This window comes from Microvirga pakistanensis, assembly GCF_004458765.1.
Lineage (GTDB): Bacteria > Pseudomonadota > Alphaproteobacteria > Rhizobiales > Beijerinckiaceae > Microvirga > Microvirga pakistanensis.
The window spans coordinates 74,093-92,015 of sequence record NZ_SPJX01000288.1; the positions used below are offsets into that span (position 1 = coordinate 74,093).

The following is a 17,923-nucleotide window of genomic DNA, read 5'->3' on the forward strand; positions in this document are numbered from 1 at the left end:
AACACCACCTCATCGCTTGCGGGCGGCAAGGCACTTTTCCGCCTCAGCAATCGTATGAGGCTCCCCAACATGCAGCCATTGGCCCTCCAGAGGCAAGCCGTAGAGGCGGCCCTGCGCGATGGCGCGGTCGTAGAAGGCGTTGGCCGAGAAGGCGCCGTCGGGCGTTCCCTCCACGAGTTCCGGCTTCACGACGGCCACGCCCGCATAGACGAAATCGGCCCTGTCGTCGCTTCCGCGGCGGCGCAGGCGGCCATCGGCGTCCCGGTGAAAATCGCCGCGCCCCTCATAGCCAACACTTGTGGATAACGGGGCGACGAGCATCAGGACATCCATGCGCCGGGGCTCCCAGGCGGCCACGAGGCGCTTGAGATTCGGCTCCTCGCCCTCGATCCACATGGAATCGGAATTGAAGGTGACGAAGGGGTCATCCCCCAAGAGAGGCAGCGCCTTCTTCACGCCGCCGCCGGTTTCGAGCAGCTCGCCGCGCTCGTCGGAAATCACGATCCGCGGGACCGTGCGGGCGCGCAGATGCGCCTCCAGCATGTCGGCGAAGTGATGCACGTTGACCACCACCGTGCCGATGCCGGCTTCGTGCAGCCGGTCGAGCGCGAAATCGATGAGGCTCTGGCCCGCGACCTTCACGAGCGGTTTCGGCATGGTCGCCGTGATCGGCAGCATGCGCTTGCCGAGACCCGCTGCGAGCACGATGGCGGTATGGGGCGGACGCTGAGGGAGATGGGACACTGAAGGGGCTCAAGAGGAGGGAGGCGTCCCATCCTCGGGCGGGATGAGACGCGGGAGGTAGCTCTCATACCAGACCTTGAGCTTCGCCAAGGCGGGATGCGCCAGATTGCGGGTGAGATAGGCTTCGATCCGCGGCAGATGCCTCAGGTAATGAGGTTTGCCGTCGCGCCGGTCGAGCCGCGCGAAGATGCCGAGGATCTTGGTGGCGCGCTGCGCCGCCATGATCGCATAGGCGCGGGCGAAGGCCGACACGTCGAAGGCGGGATCGGCGCTCTTGCGCTCGCGGGCATAGAGGCCGATGAGCTTCAGCTCCAGGTCGGCAGGCACGGTCACGCGCGCATCCTGCAGCAGGGAGGCGACGTCATAGGCGGGCGATCCGAGAACCGCGTCCTGGAAGTCGATGAGGCCCACGCGCTGCAGGCCCTCGCGGTTGGACAGCCAGATCAGGTTGGGCGAGTGATAATCGCGTAGGGTCCATGTGGTGGGACCGGTGAGAATTTCGCCGAGCGCCTCCGTCCACAGGTTCAGGAACTCCGCGCGCGCGGAGCCCGAGAGCTGCGAGCCGATGATGTGCGGCACATACCAGTCGGCCAGGAGCTCCACCTCGATCAGGAGCGCTTCGAGATCGTAGGACGGAATCTCGTGCTCGATCCCGTCCGCGACCGGCAGCGCCTGCGGCAGCTCCGTGGTGTGGAGCTTGACCAGAACGCGCGTGGCCTCCGCATAGCGCTCCGGGATCGGGCCGTTCCCGTCGGTGAAGGGATCCGCGCCGAGATCCTCGATCAGCAGGAGGCCCGCATCGAGATCCTCCCCGTAGATGAAGGGCGCGCTCAGGCCCAAGGTGCGCAGGCCCTTGTCCATGGCCACGAAGGCATGAACCGTCTCCGCGAGCTTCGCGATGGTGGTATAGGGCTTGCCGCGCCGCACGGGCGGGCCGACGGGCCGGGGCGGCGAGATCATGAGCAGCGCGGTTTCGCCGTTCATCTTCATCAGCCGCTCGTAGGACCGGATCACGGAGGCGTCGCTCGGCATGGGCAGGCGGACCGCATCGGACCAGCCGCAGCGTTCCACCAGGTCGCGGAAGGCCTTGATGCGCTGGAGACGCGACGCGAAGGTGCCGGTGCCGGTGAGCATGGCGATGCGCCCAGTGCCGCCAGGCTCGAAGTCGAGACGGATATCGAGATGATCGGGGTTCAGGGCGCCCTCGGCGCGCTCCGGCCATTCCACGAGCGCGATGGCGTTCTCCGTGGTTTCCTCCCAGCCGAGCTCCACCAGCTCGTAGCCGCCGGAGAGCCGGTAGAAATCCGCGTGGACGATGGGGCAGAGCGGTCCGTCATAGACCTGCATCAGGGTGAAGGTGGGACTCGGGACCTCGAGCTCCGGCTCGCCGGCGAGCATGCGCACCAGGGCGCGGGCGAAGGTCGTCTTGCCCGCTCCAAGGCCGCCGGAGAGGGTCACGAGATCGCCGGGCTTCAACTCCTCCGCGAGCTTGCGCGCGAAATCCTCCGTGGCCTCGTGATCGGGAAGCGTCACGATCCATGCGGCCTGGGAAATATCCTGCTCGGACATGAGAGCCAATCCATTCACCATCGCTGATCCTACTCGGCAGCCATAGGAGTTAGCGCAGACGAGGCGGATCGGCCATCGGAAGGCGATTCCTGCTGCTCATTGGGGAAGATGCAGGTCACCGTCGTGCCCTGGCCGGGCGCCGACGCGAGCTCGATGCGCCCGCCATGCAGCTCCACGAAGGAGCGGACGATGGACAGCCCCAGGCCCACGCCCCGGTGACGGGTGCCGAGCGTATGGCTCTCGAACCGTTCGAAGATGCGCGCCTTGATCTCCGGCGGGATGCCGCGGCCATGGTCCTTCACGTCGAAGATCACTTCGCCGCCGCGCTTGCGGGCCGCGATCGTGATGGTCTGCCCCGGCGAGGAGAAGCCGACCGCATTGGAGAGCAGGTTGAACAGAATCTGCCGCACGCGCTTGCCGTCCGCCACGAAGGTGCCGATGTCGTCCGGCGTGTCGATGACGAGATGGAGGGAGGATTCCGCCAGCCGATCCTCCAGCCCGCGCATGGCGGCCTCGATGGTGGAGCGGATATCCACGATCTCGGGCGTGAGTTCCAGCGACCCGGTATCGATGGAGGCAAGATCGAGAATGTCGTTGAGAATGGCCAGCAGCGCCGCCGATGAGCGCATGATGTGATCCGCGTAATCGCGCTGGCGCGGATTGAGCGCGCCCACGGTCTCGTCGCCGAGCAGCTGCGTGAAGCCGATGATGTTGGTGAGCGGCGAGCGCAGCTCGTAGGACACGTGATGCACGAACTCGTCGCGCAGGCGCGAGGCGCGCTCCAGCGCTTCGTTGCGCTCGGTGAGCGCGCGTTCCACGTTCACGCTCGCGGTCACGTCGGTGAAGCTCAGGAGAGTCGCGCCGTCGGGCAGGGGCTGCGCCGTGCAATCGAGCGCCGTGCCGTCGTGCCGTTCGAAGCGGCAGGAATGGCCCGTGCGCATGTCCGCCAGGCCCACCACCGCGCCGCGGATGTCGATCCACGGTTCTTCCTGAGGGGCGAGCTGGCGGCAGATCTTGATGATGGCGTCGATGTGCGGATTCTGCGCCGGCATGTCGGGCGGCAGGTTCCACATGTCCGCGAAGGCGCGGTTGTGCAGCTTGAGGCGTCCGTCGGAGCCGAACACCGCCACACCCTCTTTCAGCGTGTTCAGCGTTTCGCCCTGGACCTGGGTCAGCGAGTTGACCTGCGAGGCGAGCTCGAACCGCTCGCTCACGTCGTCGAACAGATAGGTCACGCCGCCTTGCGGATTGGGATTGGTGACGACGCGCAGGGTGCGGCGGTCGGGCAGGTGCCACCAGGTTTCCTGCTGCTCGACCGAGCGATAGCCGGCGAGGAAATCCGACTTCCAGGCGCGAAAGTCCGCCTGTTCCGGCAATTTGCGCGCGGCGCGCAGACGATCGAGCACTTCGCTGTCCGTCGGGCGCGAGGCGAGGAACGCCGGATCGAGCCCCCAGAGCTGCTGGTAGGCGGCGTTGCTGAAGATCAGATTCTGCGCGGCATCGAAGATCGCGACCGCGGTGGGCAGCTGGTCGAGCGTGCGCACATGCGCGTCCATCTGCCGCTGCAGATCGTTGCGCACGGCCTCCAGCTCGGACACGTCCACCGCGATGCCGGCGCTGCCGCCGGATGTGGGGCGCTCGATCACGTCGAGAACGGCGCGCTGGCCGGCCACGACCGCCGTCACGCGCGCGGCATAGGTCGCGCCGTTCTTGCGCTGGCGCCGCGCGTCGTCGCGCGCCCGCTCGCTCAGGAGCTCCACGGAGCGGGACATCGCGTCGTCCAGATCCGGCGCTTCGACGGCGCGCAGGTAAGCCTGGTTCGCCCAGAGCAATCTGTCGTCCGCATCGCGGATCCAGAGCGGATAGGCCACGTCGTCGAGCAGCATGGTCATCGAGCGCAGATCGCTGCGTGCGCCGGCAAGCTCCGCCCGGGCCCTCAGCAGATCCGAGCGGTCACCCGTCACGTCACGCAGCCGCAGGATCGCGCGGCCGCCGATGGTGCGGCCTTCCACGTCGATGAACCGGTCGAACTGCGTGCGCGCCACCTGCCGGAAGGCTTCCCCGCGCTGCTTCAGCTGCTCGAGGGAGGCTTCCACGGCCGCGGCATCGCTCGGCTGCATCCAGGCGCCGAAGGCCAGCGCCCGCCGGGCGGGAGCCCCCTCGCCGATGATGGACGGATCGCCCTGGAAACGCGGCTCGCTGTCCCGGCCTTGCCAGCTCACCAGCATTTGCCGCTCGGAGCCCATGAGCAACGCTGCCAGATCGTCCGAGCCGCGCAGGGCCGCAAGCTCCCGCCGCAGCGCCCGCTCCACCCGTGCGGAGCGGCGGCGTTCCACCATCAGCAGCAGGGACGTGATGGTGGTGAGCGACACGAGCCCCATGAAGAGGCCGAAAGCGGCCGCGCTGTGAAGGTTCAGACCGTAGAAATAATCGAGAAGATCGGAAGCCGTGTCCAGGAGCGGGAACGGCGCCTCGGCGGCGAGCGCCGCTTCGGAGGTTCCGGAGAGCAGCATGAGGCTCAAGGGGACCCGGGCGAAACCTGCGAGGGTGCCGTCCTCGTTCCGGCTGCCGATGTTACGCTCCCCTTGCCCGGCCATGCCGCGCGGTCCTCCCGATGTCCTAGGGCCCTGACGAAAGGCCAAGTGAGTTCACGCCTCCGGAGCATCGTGACTGCCCCAGAGGAGATACCGCCTACGCATGAACGGAACTTCCGGCATGGCTTTTCATAAGAACCGCGGTACCGCCGGTCGAATCGCATTCACTCTAGACCACGCCCGACTCCGCCAGGAAGAGGGTTAACGTTGCCTTAATCTTCCTTTGGAGAAGCTGTGAGCAATTGGCGGAGGCGTATTGCAATCACGACACACTCATGCCGCTGCGTAGCATCATCGATTCGGCGGCGAAGGTCATGAAAAAACCCGGCGTGAAGCCGGGTTTACAAGCAGAATTCCGCAACGGAAGGCGCCATCAATAGCGATAATGATCCGGTTTAAACGGGCCGGTCTCCGACACGCCGATATAGGAGGCCTGATCGGGACGCAGCTTGGTGAGCTTCACGCCGATCTTCTCCAGGTGGAGCGAGGCCACCTTCTCGTCCAGGTGCTTGGGCAGCGTGTAGACCTTACGCTCGTACTTGCCCTGGTTCGTGAAGAGCTCGATCTGGGCGAGCGTCTGGTTCGTGAAGGAGGCCGACATCACGAAGGACGGATGGCCCATGGCGTTGCCGAGGTTCACGAGACGGCCTTCCGAGAGCAGGATGATGCGGTGCCCGTCCGGGAACTCGATCTCGTCCACCTGCGGCTTCACGTTGTTCCACTTGAGGTTCTTGAGCGCCGCGACCTGGATCTCGTTGTCGAAGTGGCCGATGTTGCAGACGATGGCCCGGTCCTTCATCGCGCGCATGTGCTCGATGGTGATCACGTCCTTGTTGCCGGTGGCGGTGACGAAGATGTCGGCGCGCGGGGCGGCGTCCTCCATGGTCGTGACCTCGTAGCCTTCCATGGCGGCCTGGAGCGCGCAGATGGGATCGACTTCCGACACCAGCACGCGGCAGCCGGCCTGACGGAGCGAAGCGGCGGAGCCTTTGCCCACGTCGCCGAAGCCGGCGACCATGGCGACCTTGCCGGCCATCATCACGTCCGTGCCACGGCGGATGCCGTCGACCAGCGACTCGCGGCAGCCGTAGAGATTGTCGAATTTCGACTTGGTCACCGAGTCGTTCACGTTGATCGCCGGGAAGAGGAGCTTGCCCTCCTTCTCCATGATGTAGAGGCGGTGGACGCCGGTGGTGGTCTCTTCCGAGACGCCCTTGATCGAGGCGGCGAGCTCGGCGAACCAGCCCTTCGGCTTTTCCGAGAGCAGGCGCTTGATGAGGGCGAAGAAGACCTCCTCCTCCTCGGAACCGGGCTTGTCGAGGAAGGCGGTGTCGCCCTGCTCGGCCCGCAGGCCCATATGGACCAGCATGGTGGCGTCGCCGCCGTCGTCGAGGATCATGTTCGGCATGCCGCCGCCGTGCCAGTCGAAGAGCTTGGCGGTGTAGTCCCAGTATTCCTTCAGGGTCTCGCCCTTATAGGCGAAGACCGGGATGCCGGCGGCCGCGATGGCGGCGGCGGCGTGGTCCTGGGTGGAATAGATGTTGCAGGACACCCAGCGGATGTCGGCACCAAGAGCCTTCAGGGTCTCGATCAGCACCGCGGTCTGAATGGTCATGTGGAGCGAGCCGGCGATGCGGGCGCCCTTCAGGGGCTGCTTCGGGCCGTATTCCTCGCGAACGGCCATGAGGCCCGGCATCTCGGTCTCGGCGATCGAGATCTCCTTGCGACCGAAATCGGCCAAGCCGATGTCCTTGACGATGTAGTCCTGAGCCATGATGGCCTCCTGCGCCCGTGGGATTTTCGCTGGCGCAGTCTCTAGCAGAGAGCCGGCCCGGAGGCAATCAAGATATAAAGATGTCTTTATATGTCCGGGCGGCGGTCCGGGGCGAGGCTTATTCCTCCTCGCCGAACCTGTTGGCGAGAAGGTCGTCGATGGCCTGGAGGCAGGCCTGCGCGTCGCGTCCCTTGGCGGTGACGGTAATGCTCGTGCCCTGGGCCGCGGCCAGGGTCAGGAGCCCCATGATGGAGCGCCCGCCCACCGTCTCGCCGCAGCGGGTGACGGTGACATCCGAATCGAAGCGTTCGACGGTCTGCACGAACTTGGCCGAGGCCCGGGCGTGAAGACCTCGGCGGTTGATGATGGAAAGCTCCCGGACTTCCGCTCCCTCGGGCACAGGAGCGGGGGGACAGTCCTGATCGAGGGGCTGATCCATGGTTCCTATTTTCCCGACAGAACGCGCGAGGCTATGTTGATATACTTGCGCCCGGCCTCCTGAGCATGCGAGACGGCATCGCCCAAGGGCTCCTCGTCGCGGACGGAAGCCAGCTTGATGAGCATGGGCAGGTTGATGCCGGCCACTACCTCGACGGAGCCGCCGTTCATGCAGGACAAGGCGAGATTCGAGGGCGTACCCCCGAACATATCGGTTAAAACCACGACTCCGTGGCCCGAATTGACCCGGCACACGGCGGCCATGATGTCCCTGCGCCGTGTTTCCATGTCGTCGTCGGGGCCGATCGTGATCGTCTCAAGCTGCTCTTGAGGGCCCACCACATGCTCAAGCGCGGCCTTGAATTCCGTCGCGAGCTGCCCGTGGGTGACGAGCACCATTCCAATCATAATGTTCCAGGTCCGAACGCTCCGAGAGCGGAGCCGCTATTTTGTGCACCGCGAAGCCAAGCGCAAGAGCATTGAGAGGAAAAGTTCATCACAGTGTCACGACCGTGTCGCAAACACCACTCAAACGCCCCAGAGCGATGCTCGCGAAACTTGCCCCGGCCCGCATCCGGATGCGAGGGACCATGACGCCGCACAGAACAATATTGCCGTCCTCGATCTCGGGGAAGCGTGGCGGGTCCTCGCTCAGGTCGATCACGAGACGGATCACGGCCGCGGGCTCATAGGGCTGGCGCGTGATGCCAAGGCCATGGATTTCCAGATGGCCGGCAAGAGGCTCGACGGGGCGTCCCAGAAGGCGACCATGCTCGGCCCGCAGCCTGGTCCTGTCGTCGCTGACCAGACAGCCGAACCGGCCGGCCTGGAGCGCGTGAAGCACCATCTCGCGCGCCAGCGTCGACTTGCCGGAGCCCGAGCGTCCCCGGATCAGAACGCCCGCCTCGCCGATGACGACGCAGGAGGCATGGACGGTCTCAGGCACGCTCAAGAGGCTGTTTCTCCTTGCGCCTTCCTGGCCTGTTCCCGCTTGCCGGCCTCCTTCCGCCCCTGATCCTTCCTGCCCTTCGGAGCCTCGGCGCTGGGCAGGCGGATGACGAAGCGGGCGCCGAGACGTCTCGGCTCGCCGGTCTCGTCGGGCGATCCGAGCCGGTTCTCGGCCCGGATCGTGCCGCGGTGGGCCTCGATGATCTGGCGTGAGATGGACAGTCCCAGGCCCGAATTCTGGCCGAAGCCCTGTTCCGGGCGGTCCGTGTAGAAGCGCTCGAAGATCCGGTCGAGGGCATCCGGCTCGATGCCCGGGCCGCTGTCCTCCACCAGGGTCTCGACCTCGTTCCTGCGCCGCCGCAGCGTCACGCGCACGGGGGTGTCGGGGGGCGAGAAGGAGCGGGCATTGTCGATGAGGTTGTTGAATACCTGTCCGAGGCGGCTGTCATGGCCCAGCACCAGGAAGGCATCGCGACCGCGCGCATGGCTCTCGATGGACAGCTGGATCAGCGGATCGTGCTCCTGCCGACGCTCGTTGGCCACCGAGACCACCGCTTCGAGCAGGCGCGCCATGTCGACCGGTTCCGCATCGGCACGGGCCAATTCCGCATCGAGACGGGAGGCGTCGGAAATGTCGCTGATGAGCCGGTCGAGGCGCCGAACGTCATGCTGAATGATCGACATGAGCCGCTCGCGGGATTCGTCGCTGCGGGCGAGCGGCAGGGTTTCCACGGCGCTGCGCAGCGAGGTGAGGGGGTTCTTCAGCTCATGCGCCACGTCCGCCGCGAAGCTCTCGATGGCGTCGATGCGGTTGTAGAGCGCCTTGGTCATGTCGCGCAGCGCGCCGGAGAGGTGGCCGATCTCGTCGGAGCGGTTGGTGAAGTCCGGGATCTCCTGGCGCGATTTGGTGCCCCAGCGGACACGCTCCGCCGCCTCGGCGAGGCGGCGGACGGGACCCGCGATCGCACCTGCCAGGAAAAGCGACAGGACGATCATGACCAACGCCGCCACCAGGAAGACCTGAAGCAGGGCGAAGCGCTCGGAGGCGATGATGGCATCGATGTCGCCCTCCTGGGTGGAGAGCAGAAGCACGCCCTGGACCGTGCGGAAGCGCTGGATCGGGACCGCCACGGACACGATGGTTTCACCGCGCGTATTCACGCGCACCACGCTCGATTGCTGGCCCGTGAAGGCCTGCTGCACCTCCGGCAGGGTCTTGCCGTTGACGGGGCCGGCCTCCTCCTGCACGGGTCGCTTGGTGCGCCGGAACATCTTGCGGACGCTGTTCCAGGTGCGCTCGATGAGGCTCGCGGTGTCTTCCACATTCCCCACCGGCGGCAGTTCCATGCGCAGGATATCGCCGCGGGAGTAGAAATTGCGGGAATCGAGCAGAAGCAGGCCGTCCCGGTCGAAGATGCGGGCACGGGTCTGCGTGGGCGTCACCAGACGCCGCAGCAGGGGAGCCACCCGCTCCGGGTTGATGGAGAACTCGAGCGAGGAGAGGCCCTCGTCGTGCAGGCGCTCCGTCTCACCGGCCTGCATTTGCAGAAGCTGATCGGGGTCGAGGGTGATGGTGTTGGTTTCGACCGTCGCCGAGCTGGCGATGGCGCCGGCGATGATCTCGCCCTGGGTGAGCAGGCTTTGCACCCGGGCCTCGATGAGGCCCTCGCGGAACTGGTTGAGGTACAGGAATCCGACGAGCAGGGCCACCAGGCCGGCGAGATTGAGCACGACGATGCGCCGTGTCAGGCTCGAGGAGGCGCGCTGGGAGAGCATCCGGCCGAAATGGTTCAGCCGTGCCAGGATGCCGCGAGGAGCAGGCGGATCGTCTGTCGCCGCCTCGGCCTGGATGGGATCAGCCTTCATGCCGCTCACTCAGGCGCGATCCCGGAGGACAGTTCCGGATCATGCCCGTCTTTCCTGGTTGTCCTTTCCCGCCAGAGCGGCGGGCGTCTCAGCACCCCGAATGGGTGCCGGAAACGGCGGCTCCCGCCGTCCGCATCCGATGCTCCCGCATCAGGCTTCCTTGAACCGGTAGCCGACACCGTAAAGGGTCTCGATCATTTCGAAACTCGGGTCAACCGCTTTGAACTTCTTGCGCAGGCGCTTGATGTGGCTGTCGATCGTGCGGTCGTCCACATAGACCTGGTCGTCATAGGCCGCATCCATGAGGGCATTGCGGCTTTTCACCACCCCGGGACGGGTGGCGAGAGCCTGCAGGATCAGGAATTCCGTCACCGTGAGCGTGACCGGCTCGCCCTTCCAGGTGCAGGCATGGCGCTCGGGGTCCATCTTCAGCTGGCCGCGCTCCAGGGCCTTTGGGTCCATCTCCTTGGGCGTGGTCTGGTCCTTGGGCGCGAAGCGGCGCAGCACCGCCTTCACGCGCTCCACCAGAAGGCGCTGGGAGAAGGGTTTCCGGATGAAGTCGTCCGCCCCCATCTTCAGGCCGAACAGCTCGTCGATCTCCTCGTCCTTGGAGGTCAGGAAGATCACCGGCAGATCGGACTTCTGACGCAGGCGGCGCAGGAGCTCCATGCCGTCCATGCGCGGCATCTTGATGTCGAAGATGGCAAGATCCGGGGGCGCATGCTTCAGGCCGTCGAGGGCCGAGGCCCCGTCGGTATAGGTCTGAATGCGGTAGCCTTCGGCCTCGAGGGCAATCGAAACGGAGGTCAGGATGTTGCGATCGTCATCGACAAGGGCGATCGTGGGCATGAACTCTTCCTTGGCTTACACGGACGCTGGCCGCGTGACATATCGTTCGATAACGCAGTTGGCCTTAAATCGTGCCCAACTGCGCCATACTGATGGCATAAATATGGTTGCCCACAGCCCCCAACCAGGGAGGGGCGACCCGATAGTGGGGTTTGGGAAGCGGCGGTTCAACGGGGGCGACCCGGCAGGGTCGGCTCGGCCCGGTCAGCCGGTCTTTCGAAGCGCTCACCCGTAGCCTGGAAGCATTGCACGATATGCCCCCCATTCGTCAATTCCTCCAAAGAATTGCGGCAAATGCGAAAAATCCGCCTGCACCGAACGCACATGCCCTAGCCGTCCGAAAAATAGAATGTCATGGAATGCCTTGGTTGACGGCTCGGCTGTCTGACCTAAACATCCTTTGTTCAGGCGGCTCCGCGTGACATCGGCGCCGCCCAAATGAAACAATACAACAGCCATCGGAAAGCGGCACCTCCGACCGCGGGCCGAGCGGCGACCAGGAGAAGTCTTCCGTGGATAACATCGGCGTCTTCAACAGCGCTCAAGGCGCGGAGGCCATCGGCTTCCGCAATCTCAAGAAAGTCTACTGGAACTTAGAGGCTCCCGCTCTCTATGAGCATTCCCTGGTCAGGGGCGAAACCAAGCTCGTGAAGGGAGGCGCTCTCCTGGCGGAAACCGGCGTGCATACGGGCCGTTCGCCCAAGGACAAGTTCGTGGTCCGCGACGAGGCCACCGAGAGCACCGTCTGGTGGGACAACAACGGTTCCATCACGCCCGGCCATTTCGACACCCTGCTGCAGGATTTTCTCGCCCATGCTGAGGGCAAGGAGCTGTTCGCCCAGGATCTCTACGGCGGGGCCGATCCGGCCTACCGGATCAAAGCGCGGGTCTTCACGGAATTCGCCTGGCACTCCCTGTTCATCCGCAACCTGCTGATCCGCCCCGAGGCGGGAGAGATCAGGGACTATGTGCCGGGCCTCACCATCATCGACCTGCCGTCCTTCAGGGCGGACCCGGCCCGTCACGGCTGCCGCTCCGAGACGGTCATCGCCTGCGACTTCACCCGCAAGATCGTGCTCATCGGCGGCACGTCCTATGCGGGCGAGATGAAGAAGTCCGTCTTCACCTACCTCAACTACGTCCTGCCGGCCTCGAGCGTCATGCCCATGCATTGCTCCGCCAATGTGGGCCGTGACGGCGACGTCGCCGTGTTCTTCGGCCTCTCGGGCACCGGCAAGACCACGCTCTCGGCCGATCCGAACCGCATCCTGCTGGGCGACGACGAGCATGGCTGGGGCCCGAGTGGCGTGTTCAACTTCGAGGGCGGCTGCTACGCCAAGACCATCCGCCTCTCCCGCGAGGCGGAGCCGGAGATCTTCGCCACCACCGAGCGCTTCGGCACGGTGCTCGAGAACGTGATCGTCGATCCCATCACCCGCGTTCCCGATTTCGACAATGCGTCGCGGACGGAGAACACGCGCTGCGCCTATCCGCTCGACTTCATCCCGAATGCGAGCTCCACCGGCCGCGCGGGCATTCCGAAGAACATCGTGATGCTCACCTGCGACGCGTTCGGCGTGCTGCCGCCCATCGCCAAGCTCACGCCGGCGGAGGCCATGTATCACTTCCTGTCCGGCTACACCGCCAAGGTGGCCGGCACGGAGAAGGGCGTGAAGGATCCGGAGGCGACGTTCTCCACCTGCTTCGGCGCCCCCTTCATGCCCCGCCACCCCTCCGAGTACGGCAACCTGCTGCGCGATCTCATCGGCAAACACTCGGTGGATTGCTGGCTCGTCAATACCGGCTGGACCGGCGGCAAGTACGGGGTCGGCCGGCGCATGCCGATCCGGGTCACGCGCCGCCTGCTGACGGCGGCCCTCGACGGGTCGCTCTCCCGCGCCGATTTCCGCCGCGATCCCTATTTCGGGTTCGCGGTGCCGACCTCGGTGCCGGGCGTCGAGCCGCACATCCTGTATCCGGTCAAGACCTGGCAGGACAAGGCGGAGTTCGCCGAGACGGCCAAGCGCCTGATCGCCATGTTCAACGAGAACTTCAAGCGCTTCGAGAGCCATGTCGATTCCGACGTGCGCCGCGCCGCGCCGCAGATGTCGATCGCGGCCTGACGGCTTGCAATCGCAACAACAGGAGCGGCGGCTTTCGAGCCGCCGTTTTGCATTGAGGGGGGCGGATGGACATCCTCGTCATCGGAGCAGGGGTCGTAGGCCTCGCCATTGCGCGCGCATTGGCCCTGCGCGGCCATGGCGTCATCGTGGCGGAAAAGACCGGCGGCATCGGCAACGGCGTCTCCTCGCGCAACAGCGAGGTGATCCATGCGGGCATGTATTACCCGTCCGGCTCCCTGCGGGCGCACCACTGCGTGAACGGGCGCCGGATGCTCTACGCCTTCTGCGAGAGCCACGGCGTGCCGCATCGGCGATGCGGAAAGCTCATCGTGGCGACCAACGCTCTCGAGCAGGCGAAGATCGAGGGCATCTACGAGCAGGGCCTCGCCAACGGCGTCGAGGGACTTTCGTTCCTGACGGGCGAGGAGGCGGCGGCGCTGGAGCCGAACCTCGCCTGCACCGGCGCGGTGCTCTCCCGTGAAACCGGGATCGTGGACAGCCATGGGCTGATGCTGGCCCTGCAGGGCGATCTCGAGGCCGCGGGCGGCATGATCGCGTTTCATGCGCCGGTCGAGCGGATCGCGCGAGATGGAACGGGATGGAACGTCCATGTGGGCGGCACGGAGCCCGCGGAGATCTCCGTCTATGCGGTCGTCAACGCGGCGGGTTTGGGCGCGCAGGCTCTGGCGCGATCGACAGAAGGCTATGCGCCGGAGCGCGTGCCGCCGCTCGTGCTCGCCAAGGGCAATTATTTCGGCTGTCTCGGGAAACCCGCCTTCTCGCGCCTGATCTACCCCGCGCCCGTGGACGGGGGCTTGGGGACCCATGTGACCCTGGACCTCGCGGGGCGGATGCGCTTCGGGCCCGATGTGGAATGGATCGAGAACGAGACATACGAGGTCGATCCCGGTCGCGCCGAAGGCTTCTATGCCGCGATCCGCCGCTACTGGCCCGGGCTGCCCGACGGAGCGCTGGTGCCGGACTACGCGGGCATCCGCCCGAAGCTCACTGGTCCCGGCGAGAAGGCCGCGGATTTCATGATCGAGGGACCGGAGGAGCACGGGCTTGCCGGCCTCGTGCATCTCTTCGGCATCGAGAGCCCGGGGCTGACTTCGAGCCTGTCCCTGGCCGAGGACGTGGCGGACCGGCTGGGCATCTAGAGAAAAGGTCCGATCGCCACCCTCGTCATGGCCGGGCTTGTCCCGGCCATCCCCGTTTTCTCCGTTGCGGTCGAAGACGTGGATCGCCGGCACGAGGCCGGTGATGACGAGGAGAGTGACGTTCCGGATCCTGCTGCGTCGGGGGATGCCGCGCTTCGATCAGCCCCTGAAGAACAGGAGCGTCGCGATCAGGAAGGTCGGCACCAGGATTGCGCCCGACCAGAGGAGATAACCGAAGAAGCTCGGCATCTTCACCCCGCCCTCGCGGGCGATCGCATAGACCATGAAGTTGGGCGCGTTGCCGATATAGGAGTTCGCGCCCATGAACACGGCGCCCGCCGAAATGGCCGCGAGGGTCAGCGCGCCGGTGGTCATCAGCGCCCGCGGATCGCCGCCGGCGAGTTCGAAGAACACGAGGTAGGTCGGCGCGTTGTCCAGGAACGAGGACAGGGCGCCCGTGAGCCAGAAATAGGCGGCGTTGTTGGCGCTGCCGTCCGGGTTCGTGACCAGGGCGACGAGGGGCGCGAAGGCGCCGTCCGCTCCCGCCTTCAGCATGGCCAGCACCGGAATGATGGTGATGAAGATGCCGGCGAACAGCTTCGCCACTTCCTGGATCGGTCCCCAGGAAAAGCCGTTCTGCGCGCGGTTCGCCTTCGGGGTGAGCTTCAGGGAGATGATCGTCACGGCGATCATGATCGCATCGCGCAGCGCATTGGCCAGTTCGATCTCGGCGCCCAGGACGGTCACGCGGCCGAGATCCGTGGTGGCGCTCATGAGGATTGCGCTGATGATGATGAAGATCAGCAGGAAGTTGATGCCGCCCGTCACGCGCACCGGATTGTCGGGGGTCGGATCGGGCGCGATATGGCCTTCCTTCTTGTAGATCACGGTGTCGATGGTGAAGAACAGCGCCAGCAGAAGGCCGGCCACGAAGAGTGTCTCGGGAAGGAGATGGGTGGTTGTCCAGAAGAAGTCGACGCCTCGGAGGAAGCCGAGGAAGAGGGGCGGATCGCCGAGCGGCGTGAGCGAGCCGCCCACGTTCGACACCAGGAAGATGAAGAACACAAAGACGTGGACATTGTGCCTGCGGTCGTCGTTGGCGCGCAGCACGGGCCGGATCATCACCATGGATGCGCCGGTGGTGCCGATGAAGCTCGCCAGCACCGTGCCGACGGCGAGAAGCGTTGTGTTCGTGCCGGGAGAGCCGTGCAGGTTGCCCCGGACCAGGATGCCGCCGGCCACCGTGAAGAGGGCGAGCAGCAGCAGGATGAAGGGAACGTATTCCAGGAGCGCCGTGTGGGCGAGGGCATGGAGCGCCGTGGCCGGGCCGAGGAGGGCCGCCGTGGGCACGAGCACCAGCAGACCCCACAGAGCTGAGACCTTGCCCTGGTGATGCTCCCAGAAATGGGGCGCCATCAGCGGGAAGAGGGCGATGGAGAGCAGGATGCCCGCAAAGGGCAGGGCCCAGGCGAGGCCCAAGGTCGCGCCCTCGAGCTCGGCCGCGAAGGCCGCCTGCGGCAGCACGGTCAGGGCGGCTGCCAGTGCCGCGCTTAGCTTGCGGTGCATGATTTGGATTCCCCTCGCCGGTTTCCGGCATATCTGTGGTGTTGGGAACAAGGGTTTAAGGGAACCTGCGCAGGGCTGCAACGGCGCGGCTGTTAACCGGCTGTTCACCATGAGCAGGAGAGACTAAAACACAATTACAATGCCTTTGCCGCGCCAGGGGTTGTGGAGCCGATGTGCCGCTTTCTTGCCTACCGGGGAGAGCCGATCTTCCTCGATGAACTCGTCTGTGCCCCGGCCCGTTCGCTGGTCCACCAGTCGCTGCATGCGGCCGAGGCCAAAACGGAGACCAACGGCGACGGCTTCGGAATCGGCTGGTACGGGGAGCGGAGAGAGCCAGGCATCTATCGCGAGGTGCGCCCCGCCTGGTCGGACGAGAACCTGAGAAGCCTCTGCGCGCAGGTGCGCTCCGGCCTCTTCTTCGCCCATGTGCGGGCCTCCACCGGCACCTCCACCACCCGGGCCAATTGCCATCCCTTCGTCCATGGCCGCTATCTCTTCATGCATAACGGCCAGATCGGGGGGTATTCGCGCATCAAGCGCCGGCTCGAGGGGCTGATCCCGGACGAGCTCTACGAACGCCGCCAGGGGACCACGGATTCGGAGGCGCTCTTCCTCGTGGCCCTGGCCAATGGTCTGGCCCGGGAACCGGTGGCGGCCATGGCGCAGACCTTGAAGCAGGTGCGCAGGCTCATGGACGAGGCGCGCATCGAGGAGGCCCTGCGCTTCACCGCCGCCTTCACCGACGGCGAGAACCTGTGGGCCTATCGCTGGGCTTGCGACGCAAAACCGCCGACGCTCTATTTCCGTGAGGACAAGGGCGACCTGCTCGTGGTCTCGGAGCCCATCGACGACAAGACCAAAGGCTGGCGGGAGGTGCCGAAGGGCTGCTGTGTCGTGGCGCGGGCGGGCCAGCCGGTGGCGATGCATTGCCTCAACGAGGCCATGGCACAGGTCGCGGCTTAGGGCATTTTTCGGCAGGTCCACGAAAAGAGCTGATTCCACTCATGTGAAACAGCTCCAGCCCTCGGTCGCCGTCAGTTCAGGGCGCCGGCGCCCCCCGACAAAAGCGGCAGCAGCGCGCCTCTCAGCGCTTCCATCTGCCTCTGGGTTTCCGTACGGGCGCTGTCCGGATCGGGATCGACGAGCGCGCGCAGGCGGGCGTTCTCAGCCGCGAGACGGTCGTTTTCGGCCATGAGGATCGCGACCTTCTCCTCCGCGATCCGCAGCCGGGTCTGAGCCTCGTTGCGTTCCTGCTCCCGCAGCTGCACCCGGTCGCGCCACATGCGGATCGCAACCGTTTCCGTTTCCTCGACCATGATCGGCTCCTCGCGTGTCGGGGATGAGCCCGCCGGCCCCGCGCCTCCCCCTGTCGTGACAATGACTGAGCGCCTGCCGGAGCCGCTTGCGTGGCCTCGAACGGGGCCTGAGGCGGATGGAGGACGCGTCGGAGTCTAGATTGCGTCCGCTTGTTTAACAGATTCTTGCCGGTGACGGTTAACCATCCAGTTCCGGATAATGCCGGAAGAGCCCCTCCTCGTTGAACGGGATCCGGCGCGGGCTTGCGAGATAGGCCTTGATGCGAGGCCGCTGCGCGACGGCCTCGTGCAGGGCGGCGACCCGCGGCGCGTCCTTGAGTGTGGCTTTCATGGCCTTCGGAAAGGCGTAGGACAGCCCTTCAACCGCCTGGAACAGGGACAGATCGGCATAGGTGAGCCTGTTGCCGACGAGGTGCCGGTCGCCGGAAGGATTGCGGGCGAGGATCGTGTCGAACCAGTCGAGGAATTTCGGGATACGGTTCTGGCGGAAATCGGCGGACCGCCGGAGCGCCTCCGCCTTCTGGTCCTCGTAGTAAAGACTTACCGCGACGGGATGGTGAGTATCGTGAGCCTCCGCGACGAAGTCCGCGATGGTGAGCTGGATCTGGTGCGTCCAAAGCCCGCCCTCCGGGTCCTTCGGCGCGAGGTCGTGCCGTGCGCCGAGGTAGAGCAGGATCGCGGCCGTCTGCCCGATGACGGTGTCGCCGTCCTTCAGGAAGGGCGGCGCGAAGGGCGGATGCCCGGCGTGCTCCATCAGGCGCATCATCACGGCGACCCCTTCCGATTCCCGCGCCGCGTCGATGTAGTCGGCTCCCGCCTCCTCGAGGGCCAGGCGCACGAACTCGCCGCGTCCCTGGATTGTGGGCCAGTAGTAGAGTTCATAAGGCATGGGCGGCTCCGGGGAGTGTGTCACGATCATGCGGGGCCGCCGCGATTCGCGGAAGACGGCTCCCGCTCATCCTGCATGGCGAGAACT

16 protein-coding genes are annotated in these 17,923 nt (G+C 65.8%); 3 read left to right on the forward strand and 13 right to left on the reverse strand.

What is annotated here, in order from left to right; translation table 11 throughout:
* Window positions 1–9: 9 nt before the first annotated feature.
* The 10 genes from E4K09_RS15835 to E4K09_RS15880 form a co-directional block, all read right to left on the reverse strand.
* Window positions 10–744, reverse strand: coding sequence for a nucleotidyltransferase family protein (locus tag E4K09_RS15835; RefSeq protein WP_280177469.1), 735 nt, complete (start codon window positions 742–744; stop codon window positions 10–12).
* Between the two features lie 9 nt (window positions 745–753).
* Window positions 754–2,334 (reverse strand): tRNA (adenosine(37)-N6)-threonylcarbamoyltransferase complex ATPase subunit type 1 TsaE, encoded by a 1,581-nt coding sequence (gene tsaE / locus E4K09_RS15840; protein WP_134498618.1) that lies wholly within the window; start codon window positions 2,332–2,334, stop codon window positions 754–756.
* A gap of 8 nt (window positions 2,335–2,342) precedes the next feature.
* Window positions 2,343–4,910: a PAS domain-containing sensor histidine kinase gene (locus E4K09_RS15845; protein WP_244610521.1), complete on the reverse strand. Its 2,568-nt coding sequence runs from the start codon at window positions 4,908–4,910 to the stop codon at window positions 2,343–2,345.
* Window positions 4,911–5,280: 370 nt separating this feature from the next.
* Entirely contained in the window at window positions 5,281–6,681 is a 1,401-nt protein-coding gene (ahcY, locus tag E4K09_RS15850) for an adenosylhomocysteinase (RefSeq protein ID WP_134498620.1), read from the reverse strand.
* A gap of 118 nt (window positions 6,682–6,799) precedes the next feature.
* Window positions 6,800–7,120: an HPr family phosphocarrier protein gene (locus tag E4K09_RS15855; RefSeq protein ID WP_134498622.1), complete on the reverse strand. Its 321-nt coding sequence runs from the start codon at window positions 7,118–7,120 to the stop codon at window positions 6,800–6,802.
* Between the two features lie 5 nt (window positions 7,121–7,125).
* Window positions 7,126–7,527, reverse strand: coding sequence for a PTS sugar transporter subunit IIA (locus E4K09_RS15860; RefSeq protein WP_134498624.1), 402 nt, complete (start codon window positions 7,525–7,527; stop codon window positions 7,126–7,128).
* 88 nt (window positions 7,528–7,615) lie between these two features.
* Window positions 7,616–8,065: an HPr kinase/phosphorylase gene (locus tag E4K09_RS15865; protein WP_244610527.1), complete on the reverse strand. Its 450-nt coding sequence runs from the start codon at window positions 8,063–8,065 to the stop codon at window positions 7,616–7,618.
* Between the two features lie 2 nt (window positions 8,066–8,067).
* A complete protein-coding gene (locus E4K09_RS15870; protein WP_134498628.1) occupies window positions 8,068–9,933 on the reverse strand; it encodes a sensor histidine kinase in 1,866 nt (621 codons plus the stop codon).
* A 150-nt stretch (window positions 9,934–10,083) separates the two neighbouring features.
* Window positions 10,084–10,782 (reverse strand): response regulator transcription factor, encoded by a 699-nt coding sequence (locus E4K09_RS15875; protein WP_134498630.1) that lies wholly within the window; start codon window positions 10,780–10,782, stop codon window positions 10,084–10,086.
* Window positions 10,783–11,007: 225 nt separating this feature from the next.
* Entirely contained in the window at window positions 11,008–11,241 is a 234-nt protein-coding gene (locus E4K09_RS15880) for a hypothetical protein (protein WP_134498632.1), read from the reverse strand.
* 53 nt (window positions 11,242–11,294) lie between these two features.
* On the opposite strand from E4K09_RS15880, the gene E4K09_RS15885 reads away from it, so the two are divergent.
* Together E4K09_RS15885 and E4K09_RS15890 are read left to right on the forward strand one after the other, a co-directional pair.
* The gene (locus E4K09_RS15885) at window positions 11,295–12,905 is read left to right on the forward strand and encodes a phosphoenolpyruvate carboxykinase (protein WP_134498634.1); all 1,611 of its coding nucleotides are present in this window, start codon (window positions 11,295–11,297) and stop codon (window positions 12,903–12,905) included.
* 65 nt (window positions 12,906–12,970) lie between these two features.
* Window positions 12,971–14,065, forward strand: coding sequence for an NAD(P)/FAD-dependent oxidoreductase (locus E4K09_RS15890; protein ID WP_134498636.1), 1,095 nt, complete (start codon window positions 12,971–12,973; stop codon window positions 14,063–14,065).
* A gap of 159 nt (window positions 14,066–14,224) precedes the next feature.
* Here the strand turns inward: E4K09_RS15890 and E4K09_RS15895 are convergent, their stop codons facing one another.
* On the reverse strand, window positions 14,225–15,631 hold the full coding sequence (locus E4K09_RS15895; RefSeq protein WP_134498638.1) for a sodium:proton antiporter: 1,407 nt from the start codon (window positions 15,629–15,631) through the stop codon (window positions 14,225–14,227).
* A 171-nt stretch (window positions 15,632–15,802) separates the two neighbouring features.
* On the opposite strand from E4K09_RS15895, the gene E4K09_RS15900 reads away from it, so the two are divergent.
* Window positions 15,803–16,594, forward strand: coding sequence for a class II glutamine amidotransferase (locus E4K09_RS15900; protein WP_134498640.1), 792 nt, complete (start codon window positions 15,803–15,805; stop codon window positions 16,592–16,594).
* A 71-nt stretch (window positions 16,595–16,665) separates the two neighbouring features.
* On the opposite strand, the gene E4K09_RS15905 is transcribed toward E4K09_RS15900, so the two are convergent.
* Window positions 16,666–16,947, reverse strand: a complete 282-nt coding sequence (locus E4K09_RS15905) for a hypothetical protein (RefSeq protein ID WP_134498642.1) — start codon at window positions 16,945–16,947, stop codon at window positions 16,666–16,668.
* Between the two features lie 178 nt (window positions 16,948–17,125).
* On the reverse strand, window positions 17,126–17,836 hold the full coding sequence (locus E4K09_RS15910) for a glutathione S-transferase (protein WP_134498644.1): 711 nt from the start codon (window positions 17,834–17,836) through the stop codon (window positions 17,126–17,128).
* Between the last annotated feature and the right edge of the window lie 87 nt (window positions 17,837–17,923).